Source organism: Atlantibacter subterraneus, assembly GCF_007570865.1.
In the GTDB taxonomy this organism is placed as follows: Bacteria; Pseudomonadota; Gammaproteobacteria; order Enterobacterales; family Enterobacteriaceae; genus Atlantibacter; species Atlantibacter subterraneus.
In genome coordinates this window covers 1-23,832 of record NZ_VLPS01000013.1, presented here as the reverse complement: position 1 = coordinate 23,832, position 23,832 = coordinate 1, and the positions used below count along the sequence as shown (strand labels likewise).

Here is a 23,832-nt window from a genome sequence, read left to right as displayed (position 1 = left end):
ATCCGTGAAAGATTTATTAAAGTTTCTGAAAGCGCAGACTAAAACCGAAGAGTTTGATGCGATCAAAATTGCTCTGGCCTCGCCAGACATGATCCGTTCATGGTCGTTCGGTGAAGTTAAGAAGCCGGAAACCATCAACTACCGTACGTTCAAGCCTGAGCGTGACGGCCTTTTCTGTGCGCGTATTTTCGGGCCAGTAAAAGACTACGAGTGCCTGTGCGGTAAGTACAAGCGCCTGAAACACCGTGGTGTGATTTGTGAGAAGTGCGGCGTTGAAGTCACCCAGACTAAAGTGCGCCGTGAGCGTATGGGTCACATCGAACTGGCCTCTCCGACCGCGCACATTTGGTTCCTGAAATCGCTGCCGTCCCGTATCGGCCTGCTGCTGGATATGCCGCTGCGCGATATCGAACGTGTTCTGTACTTCGAATCTTATGTGGTTATCGAAGGTGGCATGACCAACCTCGAACGTAGCCAGATCCTGACCGAAGAACAGTACCTGGACGCGCTGGAAGAGTTCGGTGACGAATTCGACGCGAAAATGGGCGCCGAAGCTATTCAGGCCCTGCTGAAAAGCATGGACCTGGAGCAGGAGTGCGAACAGCTGCGCGAAGAGTTGAACGAAACCAACTCCGAAACGAAACGTAAAAAGCTGACCAAGCGTATCAAGCTGCTGGAAGCGTTCGTTCAGTCTGGCAACAAGCCGGAGTGGATGATCCTGACCGTTCTGCCGGTTCTGCCGCCAGATCTGCGCCCGCTGGTACCGCTGGACGGCGGTCGTTTCGCGACTTCCGATCTGAACGATCTGTATCGTCGCGTGATCAACCGTAACAACCGTCTGAAACGTCTGCTGGATCTGGCTGCGCCGGACATCATCGTACGCAACGAAAAACGTATGCTGCAGGAAGCGGTTGACGCCCTGCTGGATAACGGCCGTCGCGGTCGTGCGATCACCGGTTCAAACAAGCGTCCTCTGAAATCTTTGGCCGATATGATCAAAGGTAAACAGGGTCGTTTCCGTCAGAACCTGCTCGGTAAGCGTGTTGACTACTCCGGTCGTTCTGTTATCACCGTAGGTCCATACCTGCGTTTGCATCAGTGCGGTCTGCCGAAGAAAATGGCACTGGAGCTGTTCAAACCGTTCATCTACGGCAAGCTGGAACTGCGAGGACTCGCCACCACCATCAAAGCCGCTAAGAAAATGGTTGAGCGTGAAGAAGCTGTCGTTTGGGATATCCTGGACGAAGTGATCCGCGAACACCCGGTACTGCTGAACCGTGCGCCGACCCTGCACCGTCTGGGTATTCAGGCGTTCGAACCGGTTCTGATCGAAGGTAAAGCGATCCAGCTGCACCCGCTGGTTTGTGCGGCCTATAACGCCGACTTCGATGGTGACCAGATGGCTGTTCACGTACCGCTGACGCTGGAAGCCCAGCTCGAAGCGCGTGCGCTGATGATGTCTACCAACAACATCCTGTCTCCAGCGAACGGCGAGCCAATCATCGTTCCGTCTCAGGACGTTGTACTGGGTCTGTACTACATGACCCGCGACAGTGTTAACGCCAAAGGCGAAGGCATGGTGCTGACGGGCCCGAAAGAAGCTGAGCGTATTTATCGCGCTGGCCTGGCCTCTCTGCATGCGCGCGTTAAAGTGCGTATCACTGAATACGAAAAAGACGCTAACGGCGAATTCGTTGCGAAAACCAGCCTGATCGATACGACCGTTGGCCGTGCGATCCTGTGGATGATCGTACCGAAAGGTCTGCCTTTCTCCATCGTCAACCAGGCGCTGGGCAAGAAAGCGATCTCCAAAATGCTGAACACCTGTTACCGCATTCTGGGCCTGAAGCCGACCGTAATTTTTGCTGACCAGACCATGTATACCGGTTTTGCCTATGCAGCGCGCTCAGGTGCGTCCGTAGGTATCGACGACATGGTTATCCCGGAGAAGAAACACGAGATCATCTCCGAAGCGGAAGCCGAAGTTGCTGAGATTCAGGAACAGTTCCAGTCTGGTCTGGTAACCGCTGGCGAACGCTATAACAAAGTTATCGATATCTGGGCTGCGGCGAACGATCGTGTATCCAAAGCGATGATGGATAACCTGCAAACTGAAACCGTTATTAACCGTAACGGCGAAGAAGAGCAACAGGTTTCCTTTAACAGCATCTACATGATGGCCGACTCCGGTGCGCGTGGTTCTGCTGCACAGATTCGTCAGCTTGCGGGTATGCGTGGTCTGATGGCGAAGCCGGATGGCTCCATCATCGAAACGCCGATCACCGCGAACTTCCGTGAAGGTCTGAACGTACTCCAGTACTTCATCTCCACGCACGGTGCGCGTAAAGGTCTGGCGGATACCGCACTGAAAACTGCGAACTCCGGTTACCTGACCCGTCGTCTGGTTGACGTGGCGCAGGACCTGGTGGTCACTGAAGACGATTGTGGTACCCATGAAGGTATCATGATGACCCCGGTTATCGAGGGTGGCGACGTTAAAGAGCCGCTGCGCGACCGCGTTCTGGGTCGTGTCACTGCAGAAGACGTGCTGAAGCCGGGCACTGCTGACATCCTGGTGCCGCGTAATACGCTGCTCCACGAACAGTGGTGTGACGTGTTAGAAGCTAACTCTGTTGACTCAGTGAAAGTTCGCTCCGTTGTATCCTGTGACACCGACTTTGGTGTATGTGCGCACTGCTACGGTCGTGACCTGGCGCGTGGCCACATCATCAACAAAGGTGAAGCTATCGGCGTTATCGCGGCACAGTCCATCGGTGAGCCGGGTACACAGCTGACGATGCGTACGTTCCACATCGGTGGTGCGGCATCGCGTGCGGCTGCTGAATCCAGCATCCAGGTGAAAAACAAAGGTAGCATCAAGCTCAGCAACGCGAAGTCGGTTGTGAACTCCAGCGGTAAACTGGTTATCACTTCTCGTAACACCGAGCTGAAGCTGATCGACGAATTCGGTCGTACCAAAGAGAGCTATAAAGTGCCTTACGGCGCGGTTATGGCGAAGGGTGATGGCGAGCAGGTTGCTGGCGGCGAAACCGTGGCAAACTGGGACCCGCACACCATGCCGGTTATCACCGAAGTAAGTGGTTTCATCCGCTTTACTGACATGATCGACGGCCAGACCATTACTCGTCAGACCGACGAGTTGACCGGTCTGTCATCTCTGGTGGTTCTGGATTCTGCTGAACGTACCGCAGGTGGTAAAGATCTGCGTCCTGCACTGAAAATCGTTGATGCCAACGGTAATGACGTTCTGATCCCAGGCACCGATATGCCTGCGCAGTACTTCCTGCCGGGTAAAGCGATTGTTCAGCTGGAAGATGGCATTCAGATCGGTGCGGGTGATGCTCTGGCGCGTATTCCGCAGGAATCCAGCGGTACCAAGGATATCACCGGTGGTCTGCCGCGCGTTGCGGATCTGTTCGAAGCGCGTCGTCCGAAAGAGCCGGCAATCCTGGCGGAAATCAGCGGTATCATTTCCTTCGGTAAAGAAACCAAAGGTAAACGCCGTCTGGTGATCACGCCGGTTGATGGTAGCGATCCGTACGAAGAGATGATTCCGAAATGGCGTCAGCTTAACGTGTTCGAAGGTGAACGCGTTGAACGCGGCGACGTAGTGTCTGACGGCCCGGAAGCGCCGCACGACATTCTGCGTCTGCGTGGCGTCCATGCTGTGACCCGTTACATCACTAACGAAGTGCAGGACGTTTACCGTCTGCAGGGCGTTAAGATTAACGATAAGCACATCGAAGTTATCGTTCGTCAGATGCTGCGTAAAGCAACCATCGTTAACGCAGGCAGCTCCGACTTCCTGGAAGGCGAGCAGGCTGAATACTCCCGCATCAAGATCGCTAACCGCGAACTGGAAGCGAACGGTAAGATTGGCGTGACTTACGCGCGCGATCTGCTGGGTATCACCAAAGCCTCTCTGGCAACCGAGTCCTTCATCTCCGCGGCATCGTTCCAGGAGACCACTCGTGTGCTGACCGAAGCAGCGGTTGCGGGTAAACGCGACGAACTGCGCGGCCTGAAAGAGAACGTGATCGTGGGTCGTCTGATCCCGGCGGGTACCGGTTATGCGTACCACCAGGATCGTATGCGTCGCCGTGCTGCGGGTGAACTCCCGGCTGCACCGCAGGTGACTGCAGAAGACGCAACTGCCAGCCTCGCAGAACTGCTGAACGCAGGTCTGGGTGGTTCTGATAACGAGTAATCGTGCTCAGCTAATAAAAAACCCGCTTCGGCGGGTTTTTTTATGGCTGCAATAAATCAGTTTGCTGGTGGCAGGCGTCGGTAAAGTTCAATTAAATCCTCTGCCAAATCCTGAATCACCATCGCATTCATCAGGTGATCCTGAGAATGCACGGTAATCAGATTCACCGGCAGCTTGCCGGAGCCCTCATCCATGCCGATGAGCTGGGTTTGGATTTTATGGGCCTGCTTAACGAATTCGCGTGATTGCACCATTGCCTGTTCGGCACCGCTAAAGTCATTGCTTCTTGCTAATCGTAGCGCGCTTAATGCCTCGCTGCGCGCCGCGCCTGCATTGACTAATAGCTCCATAATAATGCTTTCCAAATCGTCCATGTCTACTCCATCAGCTTCAGTGCTTTCTCCAGCACCGCGTCGCCCTTCATCATGCCGTAATCCATCATATCGATGACCGCGACTTTTTTACCTTGTGGATCGGCAAGCGCCTGGAGTTTTGCCTGTTCATATTTCACCTGCGGGCCGAGTAAAATGATATCTGCACTGTCGAGATTCTCTTTAAACTCGGCGACGGGTACCGCTTTAATCGACACTTCAATGCCTTTTTTCTGCGCTGCATCCTGCATGCGTTGCACTAACATGCTGGTGGACATCCCGGCAGCACAGCACAAAACGATATTCTTCATAAGTCGTATCCACTGTTTCCTGATTATTAACATGATAATTATCCCTGCCGCTTGTCGGCAACAACCTGAATAATTCGAATATGCGTGAGTTATCACAAAACAGAAATGCAGGATTGACAGTGCATAAACACAGGCTTAGTCTCAAATGAAGTGGTATATACCACTTAACGATAAATAATCGATCAGGGATATCTATGAATAATTTCACTGAACTGATGGAAAGAAAAATACTGCCGTTGGCAATGAAAATTGAAGGGAATGACTATCTCTCTGCCATCAAAGATGGCTTTATTCGTATCATGCCCTTTTTGATTATCGGTTCTTTTTTCTTACTTATTGCTAACTTACCTATTCCTGGCTACAACGAGTTTATTATTCGCTGCTTTGGCGAAAAATTCATTGGCCGTTTAAATTATGTGCTCGACGCAACGTATTCCATCATGGCGCTGTTAGTCGTGGTAAGTACCAGCGTTAGCTTAGCGAAAAGGTGGCAGCTTAATGAAATCTCATGTGCGTTAATCTCGTTGGTGAGTTTTTTAATTGTTACGCCGTTCAGAGCGCCCGTTGAAAATGGCGTGGTAAGCGATGTTATTCCTGTTTCGGCGCTGGGTGCCCAGGGCTTATTCTTATCACTGATCGTAACGATAATCGCGGTGCGTTTATATCGGCTGTTCAATCATCCACGTTTAACGATCCAAATGCCTTCCAGCGTTCCGCCAGCCGTCGCCAACAGCTTTAGTTCGCTGATCCCTTCATTCATGATTGTGGTGTTGTTTTGGCTGGCGCGTTTAGTCTTTGAGATTACGCCTTTTGGCACCGCTCAGGAGATGATATTCAAAGTACTGCAAGCGCCAATGATGGAACTGGGTAATACGCTGCCATCACAAATGGTCGCTGAGTTCTTTGTGAGTTTCTTCTGGTTTTTTGGTCTGCATGGCGACTCTATTGTTACAGCCATTATGGGGCCAATCTGGCGTTCATTAACGCTGGAAAATATGCAGGCAATGAAGCAAGGCTTACCGCCCGTTAATATCATCACGCAACAATTCCGCGATGTGTTTCTTATCTGTGGCGGTACGGGTTTTACTCTGGCAATGTTGCTGGTCATGCTTTTCAGAGCAAAAAGTAAAAGGATGCGCGAAATAGCTAAACTGGCGTCTCCGGCTGCCATATTTAATATTAATGAGCCGATTATCTTTGGCGTCCCCATTGCGTTAAACCCTGTTTTATTTATTCCTTTTATTATTGTTCCGGTTGTGTTGTGCGTCATTACCTATAGCGCGATGAGCTTCGGTCTGTTGCCATTAACGTCTGGCCTGGAAATACCCTGGACAACACCCATTTTTATCAGTGGGTTTCTGATATGTGGCTGGAAAGGCATGCTTTTTCAGGCAATTAATTTGGCTGTCGCCATGACGATTTATTATCCCTTTGTCATGGCGTTAGATAAGCAGTATTTGCGCGAAGAAAATGCGGTAGATGACCCCTTAACTGCCGTTCAACCCCTCGCTACCGAATAAAAAAGGATCTGGATATGAGTAAGAAATTAAAGATTGTCACTATTGGTGGCGGGAGCTCTTATACGCCGGAGATTATCGAAGGGTTTATCCAGCGTTACAGCGAAATGCCGATCAAAGAAATTTGGCTGGTAGATGTGGAAGCCGGGCGGGAGAAACTTGAAGTTGTTGGCAACCTGGCGAAACGCATGGTTGAAGCGGCGGGTATTGATTGCCAGATCTATTTAACGCTGAACCGCCGCGAGGCGCTAGAAAACGCTGATTTTGTTACTACCCAACTGCGGGTTGGCCAACTGGATGCGCGTATCAAAGATGAACGCATCCCGCTTTCTCATGGCTTAATTGGTCAGGAAACTAACGGGGCCGGCGGGTTTGCTAAAGCTTTGCGTACTATCCCGGTGATTCTGGATATCTGTCGCGACATGGAGGAGCTCTGTCCGGACGCCTGGTTAATTAACTTCACTAATCCCAGCGGCATTGTTACTGAAGCGGTGCTCAAGCACAGTAAAATAAAGTGCATCGGCCTGTGTAATTTATCCCAGTCGATGCAGCGCATGGTGGCGGAGATCCTTGGGGTTGATAAGTCACGCTTTTTACTGCATCTCACCGGACTGAATCATTTCCTCTACGGCACCCATGTCTATATGGACGGAAAAGATGTCATGCCGCAGGTACTTAAAAATCTTCGATATGATAGTGCGCACAAACCGAAAAATATCCCTGACATTCCGTGGTTACAGGCGCAAATTCAGCATCTGGGTGTGATCCCATGCCCTTACCATCAATATTACTATGCCACCAGCGATGTGCTGGAAACTCAACTGAAGGAGTTCGCCGAACACGGTACGCGGGGTGAAGTCGTTCAAAAAGTTGAGCATGAATTATTTGAGCTCTATAAAAATCCGTCGCTCCATGAAAAACCCAAACAGCTGGAGCAGCGCGGCGGCGCTTATTATTCCGAGGCGGCTTGTGAATTAATTAGCGCTATTCACAACGACAAGAATTTGTTGATGACGGTAAATATCCGCAATAACGGTGCTATCCGCTCTTTACCTGATGATGTGGCAATCGAAACGACCTGTGTGATTGGCCGCTACGGGGCGATCCCCTTGAATAACGATCCGCTACCCGCGACGGTGTGCGGACTGGTGTCATTAATGAAATCCTGGGAAGAAATGGCAGTGGAAGCCGCAGTGACCGGGGATTACGGGGCAGCGTTGCAGGCGTTAACGCTGAATCCGCTGGTGCCATCAGGCAAGGTTGCCAAAGGGGTACTGGATGAATTGCTGGAAGCACATCGTGAGTATTTACCCCAGTTTTTTCGGGAATAATGACTTTCGGCTGCGCATGCGGAACAGGTCTCCACGGTTATAACTCCACGAATAGTTAAATACCGTACCGTCCTCAAGCCAGGTACTTTCTTTAATATGCAGCATCGGTGAGTTGGCCGTGATTTCCAGCAGCGCGGCCATTTCCTTATCAAACAAACTGGCGCTGACCAGCGCATCGGAACCGCCAATTTTCTGGCCGCAGTTTTGTTCGATAAAGGCATACAGGGAATGATTCTGAAGGATTTCATCATCAATATCGCTAACGATCGCCAGCGGTATATAGCTGTCTTCAATCATAACCGGAACGTTATCAAACAGCCGAACCCGGCGAATAGCGTGTACAGGTTCATTTTCCGGCACGCCGAACTGGCTATTCAGCAATTCTCCTGCCGGTTGATGGACATGATAGATAAGACGGCTGGTAATAGTGACTTTGCCGCGAAGTTCATGAGTGACGCCAAGCGAGCTGCCCTCACCGCCGGGATTAAGTAAGTAGGTTGGCTGCGAAACCGCACGGTTCACATAGGTCCCTTTACCGACAATCTTTTTTACCAGCCCTTCCTGCTCCAGTTGCGCGATGGCTTTTTGCACGGTGGCGCGTGTGACCTGGTATTTCTCAGCCAGCTCACGTTCAGAAGGGATAAGAGATCCTACCTGATACTTCTGGCTGTGGATGTCACGTTTCAGGGTATCGCGGATAAGGACATACAACGGTTTCATGGCTTTCCCGTAAGGATCACGCAACTGTCGGCAGGCAATGCTCCCGTTCCGGCACGGCGCAAATTCAGTAATGGATGGAAAATAATCATGTTAAATCATAATGAAGCATACTGGCAGCAAAAAGGCGCTCATCTGACGGTTAGCGCTATTCTTAATCAACCTCGTCTGTGGCAAGAAGGGCTGGAGCAGGTTAAACAGCGGCAGGAGGCAATCGCCGCATTCTGGCAAGCCTGCCCACCGGGTAACAGGATACTGATTACCGGCGCGGGCTCGTCGCTGCTCGCGGCACAGGCGGCGGCTAACTGGTTGCGAAGCGTTGTTTCCCGGCCCGTCGAGATCGTTCCCGCCACGGATTTAATTCTACAACCGCACCCCATACCTTCCGATATTGTGCTGGTATCGGTGAGCAGTTCCGGAAATACCCCGGAAACAGTAAACGTCACGGAGCAAATATTATCCGCCGCGCCGCAAACGCCTTATATCGCTATCACTAATAACCCATCCAGCAGGCTGGCGAAGCTGGCTAATCACTCCCCCACCAGAATGTTTATCCCTGCACCGGACGACACGTCCAACGGAAGCTTCGCCGCAACCTCTGAATTCACGATACCGATGTGGTATACGATGCTGCTGCTGGTGCCGGAACAATGGCACCAGGCGGAGAAGATATTACCGCTGTTGCAACGCGGCGCGAGTTACTTCTTTGAACACGAGGCGGCGGGAATTGAACAGTGGGCGGCGGGACGGCGTAATAACGTGGTCGCGTTGGGCGCATTATCGTTAAAAGCGATTGCCTGCGAATCCAGCCTGAAACTGCTGGAAATGGGCAACGGACAGGTGATGACGGCCTGGCATTCCATGCTGGAGTTTCGTCATGGCCCTAAATTAATCATCAACCGCGACGCGACGGTGGTGGGGTACATGGCCGCGAACCCTGATATTCACCGTTATGACAAAGATATGCTGGTGGAATTAAGGCGTGAAAGAAGCCCGCTGGCGCAGATTGTTGCTATTGGCCATGATGCGCTGCCGGACCACGCTCAGGTCGCCGATCGCTACTTCCATTTTGCCTGCCCGGAACTGGCTGATTTCCATGAAGCGTGGGCTGCCATGCTGTATGTGCTGTTTGCCCAACTGGCCGGGCTGTATTGCGCGATTGAGCTTGGCGTCACGCCGGATATGCCTTCGCGCGACGGTAAAGTCGCCAAAGTGGCAAACGTCACCGTGTATTGATAATGACGGGGCGGTTTTGCCGCCCCGAATCGTTAATGGCCGTTTCTTCCCAAAAAGCTGTCCCAGTCTTTCCATACCGGCTGAATGCCCGATCGGCTCAGCGCGGCAGCGACCTCTTCCGGTCTGCGCGCGTCGTGCGGCGCGAACTGCTCCAGCTCAGGATGGTCGTCGGCATATCCGCCGGGCTGGGTTTTCGAAAACGCACTGACGCTGGTGATCGCCAGCGGGATGACATTATCGCGAAACGCCGGGGATTCGCGGGTCGATAGCGACAGTTCCACCTCCGGGGCCAGCAGGCGGAATGCGCAAATGGTCTGCACCAGCTGGCGTTCATCCATAATCGACACGGGTTCCACGCCGCCGGTACAAGGGCGCAGGCGCGGAAACGAAATCGAGTAACGGCTTTTCCAGTAGTGCTGTTGCAGCCACAGCAGATGCTCCGCCACCATATAACAATCCACGCGCCAGCTGTCAGATAGCCCAATCAGCGCGCCCAGTCCGATCCGGTCGATCCCGGCGCGTCCAAGGCGATCCGGCGTCTCCAGCCGCCAGAAAAAATCCTGCTTGTTGCCGCGCAAATGGTGCCGCGCATAAACCGCCTCGTGATAGGTTTCCTGATACACCATCACGCCATCCAGTCCGAGGGTTTTCAGCTCGGCGTACTCCTGCTCCGCCAGCGGCTGTACTTCCATTTGCAGCGAGGCGAACTGCTGGCGGATTGCCGGGAAATGCGCCCGGAAATAGTCCATGCCGACTTTGCCCTGATGCTCGCCGGTCACCAGCAAGAGATGATCGAACCCTAACGCCTTGATGGCCGCGCATTCACGCGCAATCTCATCGGCGTCCAGCGTCTTGCGTTTAATGCGGTTGCTCATGGAAAACCCGCAGTAGGTGCAGTCGTTGGCACACAGGTTGGACAGATACAGCGGCACATAAAAGCTGACGGTGTGGCCGAAGCGCTGGCGGGTCAGACGCTGCGCCTGCCGGGCCAGCGGTTCGAGGTACGCGTCGGCGGCGGGGGAGAGCAAAGCCATCATCTCCTCGCGTCCCGGGCGAGGGCAGCGCAATGCGCGTTCGACATCCTCAGGCGTTTTACCGTTGATACGCAGCCGGATGTCGTCCCAGTCCAGCTCGCGCCAGCGGTCGGTGAAGGTTTTCATTGCGCCTCCCCCAGAAACTGGGTTAACGGGCTGGAGGCTTCAGCGCGCCACTGCCGCGCACCTAAACCGGCCTCACGCGCGGTAACGCCGGCCTCCACCGCCAGACGAAACGCCTGCGCCATCGCCACCGGATCGTCGGCCACGGCAATGGCGGTGTTCACCAGTACTGCCGATGCGCCCATTTCCAGCGCTTCGCAGGCGTGGCTCGGCGCGCCGATACCGGCATCCACCACCACCGGCACCGTGGCCTGTTCGATAATGATGTTGAGCAGCGCGCGGGTTTGCAGCCCCTGGTTAGAGCCAATCGGCGCACCAAGCGGCATCACCGCCGCACAGCCCACGTCCTCCAGCCGCTTGCACAGCACCGGATCGGCACCGCAGTAAGGCAGCACCACAAAGCCCGCTTTCACCAGCTGTTCGGCGGCCAGCAGCGTTTCGACAGGGTCGGGCAGCAGATAGCGCGCGTCAGGGTGGATTTCCAGTTTTACCCAGTGGGTTCCTAACGCTTCTCGTGCCAGCTGCGCGGCGAATACCGCTTCCTGGGCGGTTTTCGCGCCGGAGGTATTAGGCAACAGCGTTACGCCCAGCGCCTGAAGGGGAGCAAGGATGGCGTCCTGATGATGGCGCAAATCCACGCGCTTCATCGCCATGGTGACCAGCTGACTGCCGCTGGCGCGCAGGGCGTCGGCCATTAACTGCGGCGAGGCGAATTTCCCGGTTCCGGTAAACAGATGGGAATCAAAGGTTTTATCAGCAATGCGTAACATTTTAGCCTCCGGCAATAACCTGAAAAAGCAGCACGCTATCGCCGTCCTGCAAAACGTGTTCTGACCACTGACCGCGCGGCACGATGGCGTCGTTGACCGCCAGGGCGATACCCGGCGTCAGCAACCCTTGCTGTTCCAGCAGCGTGTGCAGGGTGATGGCCTCGGCGCAGTCGGTCTGCTGGTCGTTAAGCGCAATCCGCATGGCGACCTCCGCATACCGGGCAATGTGGCGCGGGTTGCAGATTCAGCGAGCGCCACTGGTGGCGGCGTCCGTCAAACAGCCGCAGCTGGTGATGCGAACCGGGAATACCGCTCAGCAGTTTGATGGCTTCCAGTGCCTGTAGCGTGCCCATTACGCCGACCACCGGGCCGAGTACGCCCGCCGTGCGGCAATTGCGTTCCGGCTCGGCGTTGTCCGGCCATAAACAGCGGTAGCAGCCGTGCCGCCAGGGCGGCGTCAGTACCATCAACTGCCCGCCAAAACCCACGGCGCTGGCGCTGATCAGCGGCTTATCCAGCGCCACGCAGGCGGCGTTGACCGCCTGGCGGGTGGTCATGTTATCGCTGCAATCCAGCACCACATCGACGCGGGCGACGGCGCGGTGCAGCGCATCGCCCGCCAGCCGCTGCGCCAGCGCCTCAATCAAGATATCTGGATTAAGCTGTTGCAGGCGACGCTGGCTGGCGTCGGCTTTGCGGGTGCCAATATCCTGGGTGGTAAACAGGATCTGGCGCTGGAGATTGCTTATGTGCACCTCATCGTCGTCCGCCAGTATCAGCGTACCGACACCCGCTCCCGCCAGATACAGTGCGGCAGGCGAGCCCAGCCCGCCGAGCCCGATAATCAGCGCCCGCGCGTTTTTCAGGCGCTGTTGCCCGTCAACGGCGATATCCTCCAGCAGGATCTGTCGGCTGTAGCGCATAAAATCACGATCGTTCATCGCCTGCTCCCGCCAGTGTCAATAACTGCGCCGTAGCGGCTCTCCAGTCCTGCGCCTGAGTGATGGCACTGACCACCGCAATGCTGCCGACGCCCGTGGCCAGCACCGCCGGCGCGCGCTCAAGAGAGATACCGCCGATGGCGACCGTTGGGTAATCCCCCAGCCGCTGCACATGGGCGGCCAGTTGCTCAAGACCCTGCGGCGCAGAGGGCATCTGCTTGGTTTGGGTGGGGAACACGTGGCCGAGCGCGATATAGGAAGGCTGCGCCCGCAGCGCGATATCGATTTCCATATCGTCGTGAGTGGACACGCCAAGCCGCAAACCGGCGGCGCGGATAGCATCCAGATCGGCGGTTTCCAGATCTTCCTGGCCCAGATGAATGCCGTAGGCCTGGTGCTTAATCGCCAGCCGCCAGTAGTCATTGATAAACAGGCGCGCCTGATAGCGGCGGCCTGAAGCGATGGCGTCAATAATGTCGCCCTCGACCTCATCGTCCTGCTTATCCTTGATGCGCAGCTGTAGGGTGCGGACGCCCGCGTCGAGCAGGCGGGCGATCCACTCGACGCTGTCAACGACCGGGTAAAGGCCCAGCCGTTTCGGCACCGGGGGAAACAGTGGCTCAATCATTACGCTTCCTCCTGACGCAGATAGATTTCACCGCCTTTAGCGCGGAAGCTGTTTGCCATATCCGTTAAGCCCGCTGCGCGCTCCTGCGCCGCCGCGTAGTCACGCACTTCCTGGGTGATTTTCATCGAGCAGAATTTCGGGCCGCACATCGAACAGAAATGGGCAACTTTGCCGGACTCCTGCGGCAGGGTTTCATCGTGCCAGGCGCGCGCGGTAAACGGGTCCAGCGCCAGGTTGAACTGATCTTCCCAGCGGAATTCAAAGCGCGCTTTCGACATCGCGTTATCGCGGATCTGCGTGCCAGGATGGCCTTTGGCGAGGTCAGCGGCGTGGGCGGCAATTTTGTAGGTTATCAGCCCCTGCTTAACGTCTTCTTTGTTGGGCAAGCCCAGATGCTCTTTCGGCGTGACGTAGCACAGCATCGCGCAACCGAACCAGCCGATCATCGCCGCGCCAATCCCCGAGGTAAAATGGTCATAGCCCGGCGCGATATCGGTGGTCAGCGGCCCCAGCGTGTAAAAAGGCGCTTCGTGGCAGTGCTCCAGCTCCTCGGTCATATTGCGGCGGATCATCTGCATCGGCACATGGCCCGGGCCTTCAATCATCACCTGAACATCGTATTCCCAGGCGATTTTGGTCAGCTCGCCCAGGGTATGCAGCTCGGCGAACTGCGCTTCATCGTTGGCATCCTGAATCGAACCGGGACGCAGGCCGTCGCCCAGCGAGAGGGAAACGTCATAGGCCGCGCAGATTTCGCAGATCTCGCGGAAATGCTGATACAGGAAATTCTCCTGATGATGAGACAGGCACCACTTCGCCATGATCGAGCCGCCGCGCGAGACAATCCCGGTCAGGCGTTTGGCGGTCATCGGCACGTAGCGTAGCAGTACCCCCGCGTGGATGGTGAAGTAATCCACGCCCTGTTCGGCCTGCTCAATCAGCGTGTCGCGGAACATCTCCCAGTTGAGGTTTTCGGCAATGCCGTTCACTTTCTCCAGCGCCTGGTAAATCGGCACCGTACCGATCGGCACCGGGCTGTTACGCAGGATCCATTCGCGGGTTTCATGGATATAGCGGCCCGTGGACAGATCCATCACCGTATCTGCGCCCCAGCGCGTGGCCCAGACCAGTTTCTCCACTTCTTCTTCAATGGATGATGTGACGGCGGAGTTGCCGATATTGGCGTTCACCTTCACCAGGAAATTGCGCCCGATGATCATCGGCTCCAGTTCCGGGTGGTTGATGTTGGCGGGAATGATGGCGCGCCCGGCGGCCACTTCATCCCGGACAAACTCCGGCGTGATGTTGTCCGGCAACTGTGCGCCAAAACCGACGCCCGGATGCTGCTGGCGCAACACGGCGGTGCGAATGCGCTCCCGGCCCATGTTTTCGCGGATGGCGATAAATTCCATTTCCGGCGTCACGATACCCTGACGCGCATAGTGCAGCTGCGTGACGCGGCGGCCCGCTTTGGCGCGTTGCGGCGTAAGCAGGCCGGTGAAGCGTAGCTCATCCAGCCCTTCGTCAGCCAGGCGTTCACGGGTATAGGCGGAGCTTAATGACGGCAGGGATTCGGTATCGTTGCGTTCGGCTATCCAACGGCTGCGCAGTTTGCCGAGACCGGCGTGGACGTCAATCTGCACCGCCGGGTCGCCATAGGGACCGGAGGTGTCGTACACCGGCACCGGCTCGTTGGGCTCATAGCGCGGCGCATCCTGATTGCCGCCAATAAGTGTTGGGCTCAGCTGGATTTCACGCATCGGCACCCGGATGTCGTCACGCGAGCCGGCAAGATAGATGCGTGATGAATTCGGGAAAGCGGTGCCTTCCAGGGTATCGATAAAGTGTTGGGCCTGTGCGCGGGTTTCGCGACGGTTTGGTTTAGTAGTAACAGACATAGCGCGTTCCAGTTAATCAGCAGGAAAGGGCTTGTCAGAACAACGGAGGGAGTAACAGAACCTGTACGTTTGAGGTGCGGCAACCCCGGAAAAGCAGGTGCAGCTGGGCAGGTTTATGCTGAATTACTCTTGTTCCCTTCGCAGGTATTAACCTGATCAGGTTCCGCGGATCCCGAATTAACGGTCTCAGCCCGTGCTTGCGCACTGGGCACTCCGACAAGAAAAACCTTGATTACTGGCGGTAACCGTCAGCCATCAAGGGCACAAATAAACTACGCGTTAACGATCCGGAGTTCAAGCCGGACGTGCAACCGCGGTGTCGTCATTGGCGCTCTCTGCACCCATGCTCTCTTTGAGGTCGTTATCAAAGGCGAGCACGATGAGCTTGTCTTCCAGCGCGAAACGCGACGCCATTGCTTCGCCGATGTCCGACAGCGCGGTCTGGAATTCCAGCCAGTTATCATGGTCGATAGCGTTTTCCAGGTGGGTATCGTAATAATCCATAATTTCCTGGGTATTCGCTTCCAGAAGGGGGTAGATTTGAGTGGCGGCCAGCAGCGGACTGGTGCCTTCCATCTCGCTGATGATGCGCTCATAAATATTGAAATGACCGGCGGACAGGTAATCCACCAGAGCGTGGCAAAAATCGTCCAGCGCTTTTTCATCTAACGCGGTAACCGCTTCTTTGCCCGGTTTAATGCCCACTAATTTGTAATAGGAGACCAACAGGTGGTTGCGGGCATTCAGCCAGTAATCGACCAGTTCGTTACTACCACCGACGCGCTCTGTCAGGCTCTTCAGCTGATTTAGCATGATTGACTCCGTAAGATATAAAATTTAATTGTCCAACAACCCAAAAATGTAAAAATAATGTTAACAACATGCCAGCGAAGCTGAGGTAGTGCAACCGATTATGGAACGGCTATTACAAAAAATAGACCATGGCTGGTGGATAGTCAGCCATGAACAAAAATTATGGTTACCAAAGGGAGAGTTGCCTCACGGTAATGCAGAAAATTTCGGCCTGACCGGGCAAGTGGCGGCGCAAATTGGTGAGTGGCAAGGCGAGCCGGTGTGGCTGGTCCGCCAGGCAAAACGCCAGGATATGGGCTCGGTTCGCCAGGTCATCGATCAGGACGTCGGGCTGTTTCAGCTGGCGGGCAGAGGGGTGCAGTTAGCCGAGTTTTATCGCGCCCATAAATTCTGCGGATACTGCGGTCACGAGATGCATCCCAGTAAAACCGAATGGGCGATGCTGTGTCATCACTGCCGTCAGCGATATTACCCGCAAATTTCCCCTTGCATCATTGTGGCAATTCGCCACCAGGATAAAATCCTGCTGGCTCAACACACCCGTCACCGCAACGGTTTGTATACCGTGTTAGCCGGTTTTGTTGAAGTGGGCGAAACCCTGGAGCAGGCGGTGGCGCGTGAGGTGATGGAAGAGAGCGGGATCACCGTGAAGAACCTGCGTTACGTGACTTCCCAACCCTGGCCTTTTCCGCAGTCGCTGATGACCGCGTTTATGGCGGAATACCACAGCGGCGAGCTGAAGATCGACCCCAAAGAATTGCTGGACGCAGGCTGGTATCGCTTTGACGATTTGCCCCTGTTGCCGCCGCCGGGCACCGTCGCCCGCCGCTTAATTGAAGATACGGTGGCGCTGTGCCGGGCAGAGTACGGCTCGTGATACACTGGCCCCTTGTCGCTTAAGGAAATGCAAAAATGACCGAATTGAAGAACGATCGTTACCTCCGTGCGCTGCTGCGCCAGCCCGTAGACGTCACGCCGGTATGGATGATGAGACAAGCCGGCCGTTATTTACCGGAATATAAGGCCACCCGCGCCGAGGCCGGGGACTTTATGTCGCTGTGTAAAAACCCGGAGCTGGCCTGTGAAGTGACGCTCCAGCCGCTGCGTCGTTTCCCGCTGGATGCGGCCATCCTCTTTTCGGACATCCTGACCATTCCTGATGCCATGGGCCTCGGGCTCTATTTTGAAACCGGCGAAGGTCCGCGTTTTACCTCGCCCATCACCTGTAAAGCCGACGTTGATAAACTGCCGGTTCCCGATCCGGAGCAGGAACTGGGCTATGTGATGAACGCGGTACGGACGATTCGCCGCGAGCTAAAAGGCGAAGTGCCGTTAATCGGTTTCTCCGGCAGCCCGTGGACGCTGGCGACCTATATGGTGGAAGGCGGCAGCAGCAAAGCCTTTACCGTGATCAAAAAGATGATGTACGCCGATCCGCAAACTCTGCATAACCTGCTGGATAAGCTGGCGCAAAGCGTCACCCTGTATCTCAACGCGCAAATCCGCGCCGGTGCGCAGGCGGTGATGATTTTCGATACCTGGGGCGGCGTGTTGACCGGGCGCGACTATCAGCAGTTCTCGCTCTATTACATGCACAAAATCGTCGACGGCCTGCTGCGCGAGCAGGACGGCAAACGCGTGCCGGTAACCCTGTTCACCAAAGGCGGCGGCCAGTGGCTGGAGCTGATGGCGGAAACCGGCTGCGATGCGCTGGGCCTGGACTGGACCACCGATATTGCCGATGCGCGTCGTCGCGTAGGCGATAAAGTGGCGCTGCAGGGGAATATGGATCCCTCCATGCTGTACGCGGCCCCGGAGCGCATCGAACAAGAAGTAGCGTCTATACTTGCTGGTTTCGGCCAGGGTGAAGGCCACGTCTTTAATCTTGGGCACGGTATTCATCAGGATGTGCCGCCAGAACACGCGGGTGCGTTTGTCGAGGCGGTGCATCGCTTATCGGCGCCTTATCACAAGTAAACCGAGGAGGGGGAATGGATCTCGCTACGCTACGCGATCAACAACGGGAACTGGCGTCGCAGGTGATCCGCGAGGATCGGCTGTTACAGGATCCGCCGCGCTTGATCGCAGGCGCGGATGTCGGGTTTGAACAAGGCGGCGAAGTGACCCGGGCGGCGATGGTGCTGCTCAAGTACCCCTCTCTGGAACTGGTTGAATATCAGGTGGCGCGTATCGCTACCACCATGCCTTATATTCCCGGCTTCTTATCCTTCCGTGAGTATCCCGCGCTGCTAAAGGCGTGGGAAATGCTGTCGCAGAAACCCGACCTGCTGTTTGTCGATGGCCACGGTATTTCGCATCCGCGCCGCCTCGGCGTTGCCAGCCATTTCGGCCTGCTGGTGGATGTGCCGACCATCGGCGTGGCGAAAAAGCGTCTGTGCGGCAAATTTGAACCGCTGGATGAAGAGCAGGGCGCGCTACAGCCGCTGATGGATAAAGGCGAGCAGCTGGCGTGGGTATGGCGCAGTAAACGACGCTGTAATCCTTTGTTCATTGCCACAGGGCATCGTATCAGCCAGGACAGCGCGCTATTGTGGGTACAGCGCTGCATGGCGGGTTACCGGCTCCCTGAGCCGACGCGCTGGGCCGATGCGGTGGCATCCGGGCGGCGGGCGTTTGTTCGTTGGCAGGAAATTCAGGGGTGATTCAGGTACACTCCCGCTCAAAATTCGGTTTATGAGAGTCCACTATGTTACAAAACCCGATTCACCTGCGCCTTGAGAAGCTGGAAAGCTGGCAGCACGTGACATTTATGGCGTCGCTGTGTGAGCGGATGTATCCCAATTACGCGATTTTCTGCCAGCAAACCGGCTATGGTGATGCGCATTTGTACCGCCGTATTCTGGATTTAATCTGGGAAACGCTGACGGTAAAGGATGCGAAGGTGAACTTTGACTCTCAACTCGATAAACTCGAAGAGGCAATTCCCGCTGCGGATGACTACGATATTTATGGCGTTTACCCGGCAATTGATGCCTGCGTCGCGCTGAGCGAGCTGGTGCATTCCCGGTTAAGCGGCGAAACGCTGGAACATGCCGTTGAAGTCAGCAAAGCGTCTATCACTACCGTCGCCATGCTGGAGATGTCGCAGGCTGGTCGCGAAATGACCGATGAAGAGCTGAGAGTCAACCCGGCTGTTGAGCAGGAATGGGACATTCAGTGGGAGATTTTCCGCCTGCTGGCTGACTGCGAAGAGCGTGATATAGAGCTTATCAAAGGCCTGCGGGCCGACCTGCGTGAAGACGGAACCAGTAATATCGGTATAAATTTGCAGCAATGAGACAATAAAACGTGACTTATCACCTGTTTTGTCTCACCTGAAGGCTTCCAATTGGCCCCCCGTCTGGTCTACATTTGGGAGGCGAAAAAAAGTGGCTATCGGTGCGTGTATGCAGGAGAGTGCTTTTCTGGCATTTTCGTCGCACTCGATGCTTAGCAAGCGATAAACACATTGTAAGGATAACTTATGAATAAGACTCAATTGATTGATGTAATTGCAGACAAGGCTGACCTGTCTAAAACCCAGGCTAAAGCAGCACTGGAATCCACTCTGGCTGCAATTACTGAGTCTCTGAAAGAAGGCGATGCTGTACAACTGGTTGGTTTTGGTACCTTCAAAGTGAACCACCGCGCTGAGCGTACTGGCCGCAACCCGCAGACCGGTAAAGAAATCAAAATCGCCGCAGCAAACGTGCCGGCATTTGTTTCTGGCAAAGCTCTGAAAGACGCTGTTAAGTAATTCGCTGTGACGGCAAAAGGTTTTAACGAAGGGGCGATATCGCCCCTTTTGTTTACCTGGCGCTCACTGGCTCTGGCAGCCGGTGCGCTGTTGCTTACCGCCTGTAGCCGCAATTCCACCCTTCCTCCTTTTACCGCCAGCGGTTATGCCGCCGATCAGGGCGCGGTAAGGATCTGGCGTAAAGACGGCAGCAACGACGCGGTGCGCATGCTGGTGGTGTTTAGCCCCTGGCGGGCCGGCAATACCACTACCCGCGAATACCGCTGGCAGGGCGAGTCGCTCGCGCTGATTGAAACCAATATTTATTCCAGACCGCCAGAGCATGTGAAAGTGCGTTTTGATGACCACGGCGAGCTGAGTTTTATGCAGCGCGAAGTGGACGGTCAGAAGCAACAGCTCTCCGACGATACCATCGCGCTGTATCGCTATCAGGCCCAACAAATGCGCGCGACCAGCGATGCGTTACGCACCGGCAACGTGGTGCTGAGACAAGGGCGCTGGCATGCCAACCGCACGGTAACCACCTGCGAAGGGGAAACCCTCAAGCCCGCGCTGGATGAAGTCGCGATAAGCCATATCGAACGCCGTCAGGCGCATTCTTCCCTTGAGGTGAGCATGGCGTGGCTGGAAGCGCCGGAAGGCACCCAACTGCTGCTGGTAGCCAATCAGGATTACTGCCACTGGCAACCGAAAGCGGCGACGTTTTAAGGGCAGTAAAAAGCCGCCCGTAGGCGGCTGAAGTTTATTTTGCGTTTTCCCGCGCAATGGCGCGATAGCCGATATCACTGCGGCTAAAGCTGCCGTCCCAGTGAATATCCTTCATTAACGCACAGGCGCGCTGCTGGGCCTGCGCTACGCTGTCTCCCAGCGCAGTAACGCACAATACGCGCCCGCCGTTGGTGAGCACGCGATCGTCGTCCGCCAGTTTGGTGCCCGCATGGAACACTTTCCCGTCGGCAACCTCTTCTAACGGCAGCCCGTGGATTTCATCACCGGTACGGTAGTCAGCAGGATAACCGCCCGCCGCCATCACTACCCCCAGCGAAGGACGCGCGTCCCACTGGGATTGCACTTCGTCCAGTTTGCCGTCGCAGGCTGCCAGGCACAGCTCCACCAAATCGGACTGCAGACGCAGCATGATCGGTTGGGTTTCCGGATCGCCGAAGCGGCAGTTAAATTCGATTACCTTCGGATTGCCCTGCTTATCGATCATCAACCCGGCATACAGGAAGCCGGTATAGGTGTTGCCTTCCGCCGCCATGCCGCGCACGGTCGGCCATATTACGCGCTCCATGGTGCGCTGGTGCACATCGGCAGTCACCACCGGAGCAGGGGAGTACGCGCCCATGCCGCCGGTATTCGGACCGGTATCGCCGTCGCCGACGCGCTTGTGGTCCTGACTGGTGGCCATCGGCTCAACGTGTTCACCATCGACCATCACAATGAAGCTGGCTTCTTCGCCGTCCAGGAACTCTTCCACCACGATACGGTGCCCTGCATCGCCAAAGGCGTTACCGGCCAGCATATCTTTGGCGGCAGATTCGGCTTCTTCCAGCGTCATGGCAACGATCACGCCTTTGCCTGCCGCCAGACCGTCGGCTTTAATCACGATCGGTGCGCCTTTCTCACGAATGTACGCCAGTGCGGGTTCGACCTCGGTAAAGTTCTGGTATTCCGCCGTCGGGATGTTATGACGCGCCAGGAAATCTTTGGTGAAGGCTTTAGAACCTTCCAGCTGTGCGGCACCCTGGGTGGGGCCGAAGATTTTCAGCCCGGCGGCGCGAAACGCATCCACCACGCCAATCACCAACGGCGCTTCCGGGCCGACGATGGTCAGATCGATTTTTTCATTCTGCGCGAAGCTCAGCAGGCCAGCGATATCCGTAGCGTTAATCGCCACGTTCTGTAATGCCGGCTCCAGCGCAGTCCCGGCGTTGCCTGGTGCGACAAACACGGTAGACACGCGCGGCGACTGGGCCGCTTTCCAGGCCAGCGCGTGTTCGCGCCCGCCGTTGCCAATCACTAATACTTTCATTCTCAGATCCTTAGTGGCGGAAGTGACGCATATTGGTGAAGATCATGGCAATGCCATGCTCATCGGCGGCGGCGATGACTTCATCATCACGGATAGAGCCGCCAGGCTGGATCACGCAGCTGATACCCACAGCCGCAGCGGCGTCAATGCCGTCGCGGAACGGGAAGAAAGCGTCGGACGCCATCGCGGAACCTTTCACTTCCAGACCTTCGTCGCCTGCTTTAATCCCGGCGATTTTCGCGGAATACACGCGGCTCATCTGGCCTGCGCCAATGCCGATGGTCATATTCTGTTTGGCATACACAATGGCGTTGGACTTCACGAACTTCGCCACTTTCCAGCAGAACAGCGCATCGCGCAGCTCCTGTTCGGTCGGCTGGCGTTTAGTCACCACGCGCAGGTCGCTTTCGCTCACCATGCCGAGATCGCGGTCCTGCACCAGTAAACCGCCGTTGACGCGTTTGAAATCCAGCCCCGGTACACGCTGTTTCCACTGACCACAAACAAGAACGCGCACATTCTGTTTGGTCGCCGTGATTTTCAGCGCTTCTTCCGAGGCTGACGGCGCGATAATCACTTCAACAAACTGACGGGAAATAATGGCCTGCGCGGTTTCGGCATCCAGTTCGCGGTTAAAAGCGATGATGCCGCCGAACGCGGAGGTCGGGTCGGTTTTATAGGCGCGATCGTAGGCTTCGAGAATGGAATCATTAACCGCCACGCCGCATGGGTTAGCATGCTTCACGATTACGCATGCCGGTTCGCTGAACTCTTTCACACACTCCAGCGCCGCGTCGGTGTCGGCGATGTTGTTGTAAGAAAGCGCTTTGCCCTGCACCTGGGTGGCAGTCGCCACAGAGGCCTCTTTGATTTCTTCTTCTATATAGAAGGCTGCGTTCTGATGGCTGTTCTCGCCGTAACGCATGTCCTGCTTTTTAATGAAGTTCAGGTTCAGCGTGCGGGGGAAGCGGCCAGCGGGTTCTTTGCTCTCGCCGTGATAGGCGGGAACCAGGCTGCCAAAGTAGTTGGCAATCATGCTGTCGTAGGCAGCGGTGTGCTCGAACGCTTTGATTGCGAGATCGAAACGGGTATCCAGCGTCAGGGAACCGTCATTGGCATCCATTTCATTAATGATGGTGGTGTAGTCGCTGCTCTTTACCACGATGGCGACATCTTTATGGTTCTTGGCGGCGGAGCGCACCATGGTCGGGCCGCCGATATCGATATTCTCGACCGCATCTTCCAGCGAGCAGCCTTCACGCGCCACGGTTTGCGCGAATGGATACAGGTTAACGACCACCATGTCGATTGGCGCGATGGCGTGTTCAGCCATAATGGCATCGTCCTGGCCGCGACGGCCCAGAATGCCGCCATGAACTTTAGGGTGCAGCGTTTTGACGCGTCCATCCATCATCTCCGGAAAACCGGTGTAGTCAGACACTTCGGTTACCGGCAGGCCTTTATCTGCTAACAGGCGGGCAGTGCCGCCGGTAGACAGCAGCTCCACACCACGTTGGGAAAGCGCCTGAGCGAATTCGACAATACCGGCTTTATCAGAAACACTGAGCAGAGCGCGGCGCACTGGACGACGTTGTTGCATGGTAAATCCCCTGGATTTGACGATTACAGAGAGCGTTAGCTGAATTTTTCGTTAAAAACTCAGCTAACGCCCCTCGCGGGGCATCCTTGTTTTTGCGCGGGCATTGTAACGAAAACGTTTGCGCAACGCTCGCGAATTTTTAGAATTTCGACGGGATGTGGATAACTCTGTGTGTAAATGGGTATAAGGCGGGGTTTTGCTGTGGAATGCAGCAGTCAGTCATTTTTCTGTCATTTTCCTGTTGCGGTGACAAAAGAACTCCCTATAATGCGCCTCCATCGACACGGAACATGTGAACAACATCACAATGTAACGGCGGAGATTGAAGAGAAAAATCCTGAAAATCAGGGTTGACTCTGAAAGAGGAAAGCGTAATATACGCCACCTCGCGACAGTGAGCTGTAAGCCGCGTCGCAACTGCTCTTTAACAATTTATCAGACAATCTGTGTGGGCACTCGCAGGATTGATATCTCAGTACCTCCGGGTACACAAAGAATTATCAAGTCTCTGAGTGAACACGT

22 protein-coding genes and 1 riboswitch are annotated in these 23,832 nt (G+C 55.4%); of the genes, 10 read left to right on the top strand and 12 right to left on the bottom strand.

Annotated features, from left to right (window positions below; genetic code table 11):
- Positions 1 to 4: 4 nt before the first annotated feature.
- Positions 5 to 4,228, top strand: a complete 4,224-nt coding sequence (gene rpoC, locus FND52_RS21390; protein WP_125295707.1) for a DNA-directed RNA polymerase subunit beta' — start codon at positions 5 to 7, stop codon at positions 4,226 to 4,228.
- Positions 4,229 to 4,284: 56 nt separating this feature from the next.
- Here rpoC and FND52_RS21385 read toward each other — a convergent pair whose 3' ends face one another.
- Positions 4,285 to 4,602 carry a PTS lactose/cellobiose transporter subunit IIA gene (locus FND52_RS21385; RefSeq protein ID WP_125295706.1) on the bottom strand — a complete coding sequence of 106 codons (318 nt, stop codon included), beginning with the start codon at positions 4,600 to 4,602 and terminating at the stop codon, positions 4,285 to 4,287.
- Positions 4,603 to 4,604: 2 nt separating this feature from the next.
- Positions 4,605 to 4,910: a PTS sugar transporter subunit IIB gene (locus tag FND52_RS21380; RefSeq protein ID WP_125295705.1), complete on the bottom strand. Its 306-nt coding sequence runs from the start codon at positions 4,908 to 4,910 to the stop codon at positions 4,605 to 4,607.
- Positions 4,911 to 5,104: 194 nt separating this feature from the next.
- Between FND52_RS21380 and celB the strand changes: the two genes are divergently transcribed.
- Entirely contained in the window at positions 5,105 to 6,430 is a 1,326-nt protein-coding gene (gene celB, locus FND52_RS21375) for a PTS cellobiose transporter subunit IIC (protein ID WP_144133179.1), read from the top strand.
- Between the two features lie 14 nt (positions 6,431 to 6,444).
- Positions 6,445 to 7,758 (top strand): 6-phospho-beta-glucosidase, encoded by a 1,314-nt coding sequence (locus tag FND52_RS21370; RefSeq protein ID WP_144133176.1) that lies wholly within the window; start codon positions 6,445 to 6,447, stop codon positions 7,756 to 7,758.
- On the opposite strand, the gene FND52_RS21365 is transcribed toward FND52_RS21370, so the two are convergent.
- On the bottom strand, positions 7,735 to 8,478 hold the full coding sequence (locus FND52_RS21365; protein ID WP_144133174.1) for a GntR family transcriptional regulator: 744 nt from the start codon (positions 8,476 to 8,478) through the stop codon (positions 7,735 to 7,737). The two genes, FND52_RS21370 and FND52_RS21365, sit on opposite strands and share 24 nt — an antisense overlap.
- Positions 8,479 to 8,565: 87 nt before the next feature.
- On the opposite strand from FND52_RS21365, the gene FND52_RS21360 reads away from it, so the two are divergent.
- Positions 8,566 to 9,711 carry an SIS domain-containing protein gene (locus tag FND52_RS21360; RefSeq protein WP_144133172.1) on the top strand — a complete coding sequence of 382 codons (1,146 nt, stop codon included), beginning with the start codon at positions 8,566 to 8,568 and terminating at the stop codon, positions 9,709 to 9,711.
- A 32-nt stretch (positions 9,712 to 9,743) separates the two neighbouring features.
- Here FND52_RS21360 and thiH read toward each other — a convergent pair whose 3' ends face one another.
- The 7 genes from thiH to rsd form a co-directional block, all read right to left on the bottom strand.
- Positions 9,744 to 10,871: a 2-iminoacetate synthase ThiH gene (gene thiH, locus FND52_RS21355; protein ID WP_144133170.1), complete on the bottom strand. Its 1,128-nt coding sequence runs from the start codon at positions 10,869 to 10,871 to the stop codon at positions 9,744 to 9,746.
- Entirely contained in the window at positions 10,868 to 11,638 is a 771-nt protein-coding gene (thiG, locus tag FND52_RS21350; protein WP_125295699.1) for a thiazole synthase, read from the bottom strand. Before thiG ends, thiH begins: the two co-directional genes overlap by 4 nt.
- A 1-nt stretch (position 11,639) precedes the next feature.
- Positions 11,640 to 11,840 (bottom strand): sulfur carrier protein ThiS, encoded by a 201-nt coding sequence (thiS, locus tag FND52_RS21345; protein WP_144133168.1) that lies wholly within the window; start codon positions 11,838 to 11,840, stop codon positions 11,640 to 11,642.
- A complete protein-coding gene (locus FND52_RS21340) occupies positions 11,824 to 12,579 on the bottom strand; it encodes a HesA/MoeB/ThiF family protein (protein ID WP_144133166.1) in 756 nt (251 codons plus the stop codon). Before FND52_RS21340 ends, thiS begins: the two co-directional genes overlap by 17 nt.
- Entirely contained in the window at positions 12,566 to 13,207 is a 642-nt protein-coding gene (thiE, locus tag FND52_RS21335; RefSeq protein ID WP_144133164.1) for a thiamine phosphate synthase, read from the bottom strand. Before thiE ends, FND52_RS21340 begins: the two co-directional genes overlap by 14 nt.
- Positions 13,207 to 15,105: a phosphomethylpyrimidine synthase ThiC gene (gene thiC / locus FND52_RS21330; RefSeq protein ID WP_144133162.1), complete on the bottom strand. Its 1,899-nt coding sequence runs from the start codon at positions 15,103 to 15,105 to the stop codon at positions 13,207 to 13,209. The genes thiE and thiC overlap by 1 nt, the downstream gene beginning before the upstream one ends.
- A 116-nt stretch (positions 15,106 to 15,221) precedes the next feature.
- Positions 15,222 to 15,331, bottom strand: a riboswitch (TPP riboswitch).
- 68 nt (positions 15,332 to 15,399) lie between these two features.
- Positions 15,400 to 15,918, bottom strand: a complete 519-nt coding sequence (rsd, locus tag FND52_RS21325) for a sigma D regulator (protein ID WP_125295694.1) — start codon at positions 15,916 to 15,918, stop codon at positions 15,400 to 15,402.
- Between the two features lie 100 nt (positions 15,919 to 16,018).
- On the opposite strand from rsd, the gene nudC reads away from it, so the two are divergent.
- From nudC to FND52_RS21295, 6 genes are all read left to right on the top strand, one after another.
- Entirely contained in the window at positions 16,019 to 16,795 is a 777-nt protein-coding gene (nudC, locus tag FND52_RS21320; protein ID WP_125295711.1) for an NAD(+) diphosphatase, read from the top strand.
- 35 nt (positions 16,796 to 16,830) lie between these two features.
- A complete protein-coding gene (hemE, locus tag FND52_RS21315; protein ID WP_144133160.1) occupies positions 16,831 to 17,895 on the top strand; it encodes a uroporphyrinogen decarboxylase in 1,065 nt (354 codons plus the stop codon).
- Positions 17,896 to 17,909: 14 nt separating this feature from the next.
- Positions 17,910 to 18,581, top strand: a complete 672-nt coding sequence (nfi, locus tag FND52_RS21310) for a deoxyribonuclease V (RefSeq protein WP_125295692.1) — start codon at positions 17,910 to 17,912, stop codon at positions 18,579 to 18,581.
- A 44-nt stretch (positions 18,582 to 18,625) separates the two neighbouring features.
- Entirely contained in the window at positions 18,626 to 19,216 is a 591-nt protein-coding gene (locus tag FND52_RS21305) for a YjaG family protein (protein WP_125295691.1), read from the top strand.
- 186 nt (positions 19,217 to 19,402) lie between these two features.
- Complete coding sequence (hupA, locus tag FND52_RS21300; protein ID WP_002438605.1) at positions 19,403 to 19,675, top strand: nucleoid-associated protein HU-alpha; 273 nt, start codon at positions 19,403 to 19,405, stop codon at positions 19,673 to 19,675.
- Between the two features lie 6 nt (positions 19,676 to 19,681).
- On the top strand, positions 19,682 to 20,383 hold the full coding sequence (locus FND52_RS21295) for a DUF1481 domain-containing protein (protein ID WP_144133158.1): 702 nt from the start codon (positions 19,682 to 19,684) through the stop codon (positions 20,381 to 20,383).
- A 34-nt stretch (positions 20,384 to 20,417) separates the two neighbouring features.
- Here FND52_RS21295 and purD read toward each other — a convergent pair whose 3' ends face one another.
- A complete protein-coding gene (purD, locus tag FND52_RS21290) occupies positions 20,418 to 21,710 on the bottom strand; it encodes a phosphoribosylamine--glycine ligase (protein ID WP_144133156.1) in 1,293 nt (430 codons plus the stop codon).
- A gap of 10 nt (positions 21,711 to 21,720) precedes the next feature.
- A complete protein-coding gene (gene purH / locus FND52_RS21285; protein WP_144133154.1) occupies positions 21,721 to 23,310 on the bottom strand; it encodes a bifunctional phosphoribosylaminoimidazolecarboxamide formyltransferase/IMP cyclohydrolase in 1,590 nt (529 codons plus the stop codon).
- Between the last annotated feature and the right edge of the window lie 522 nt (positions 23,311 to 23,832).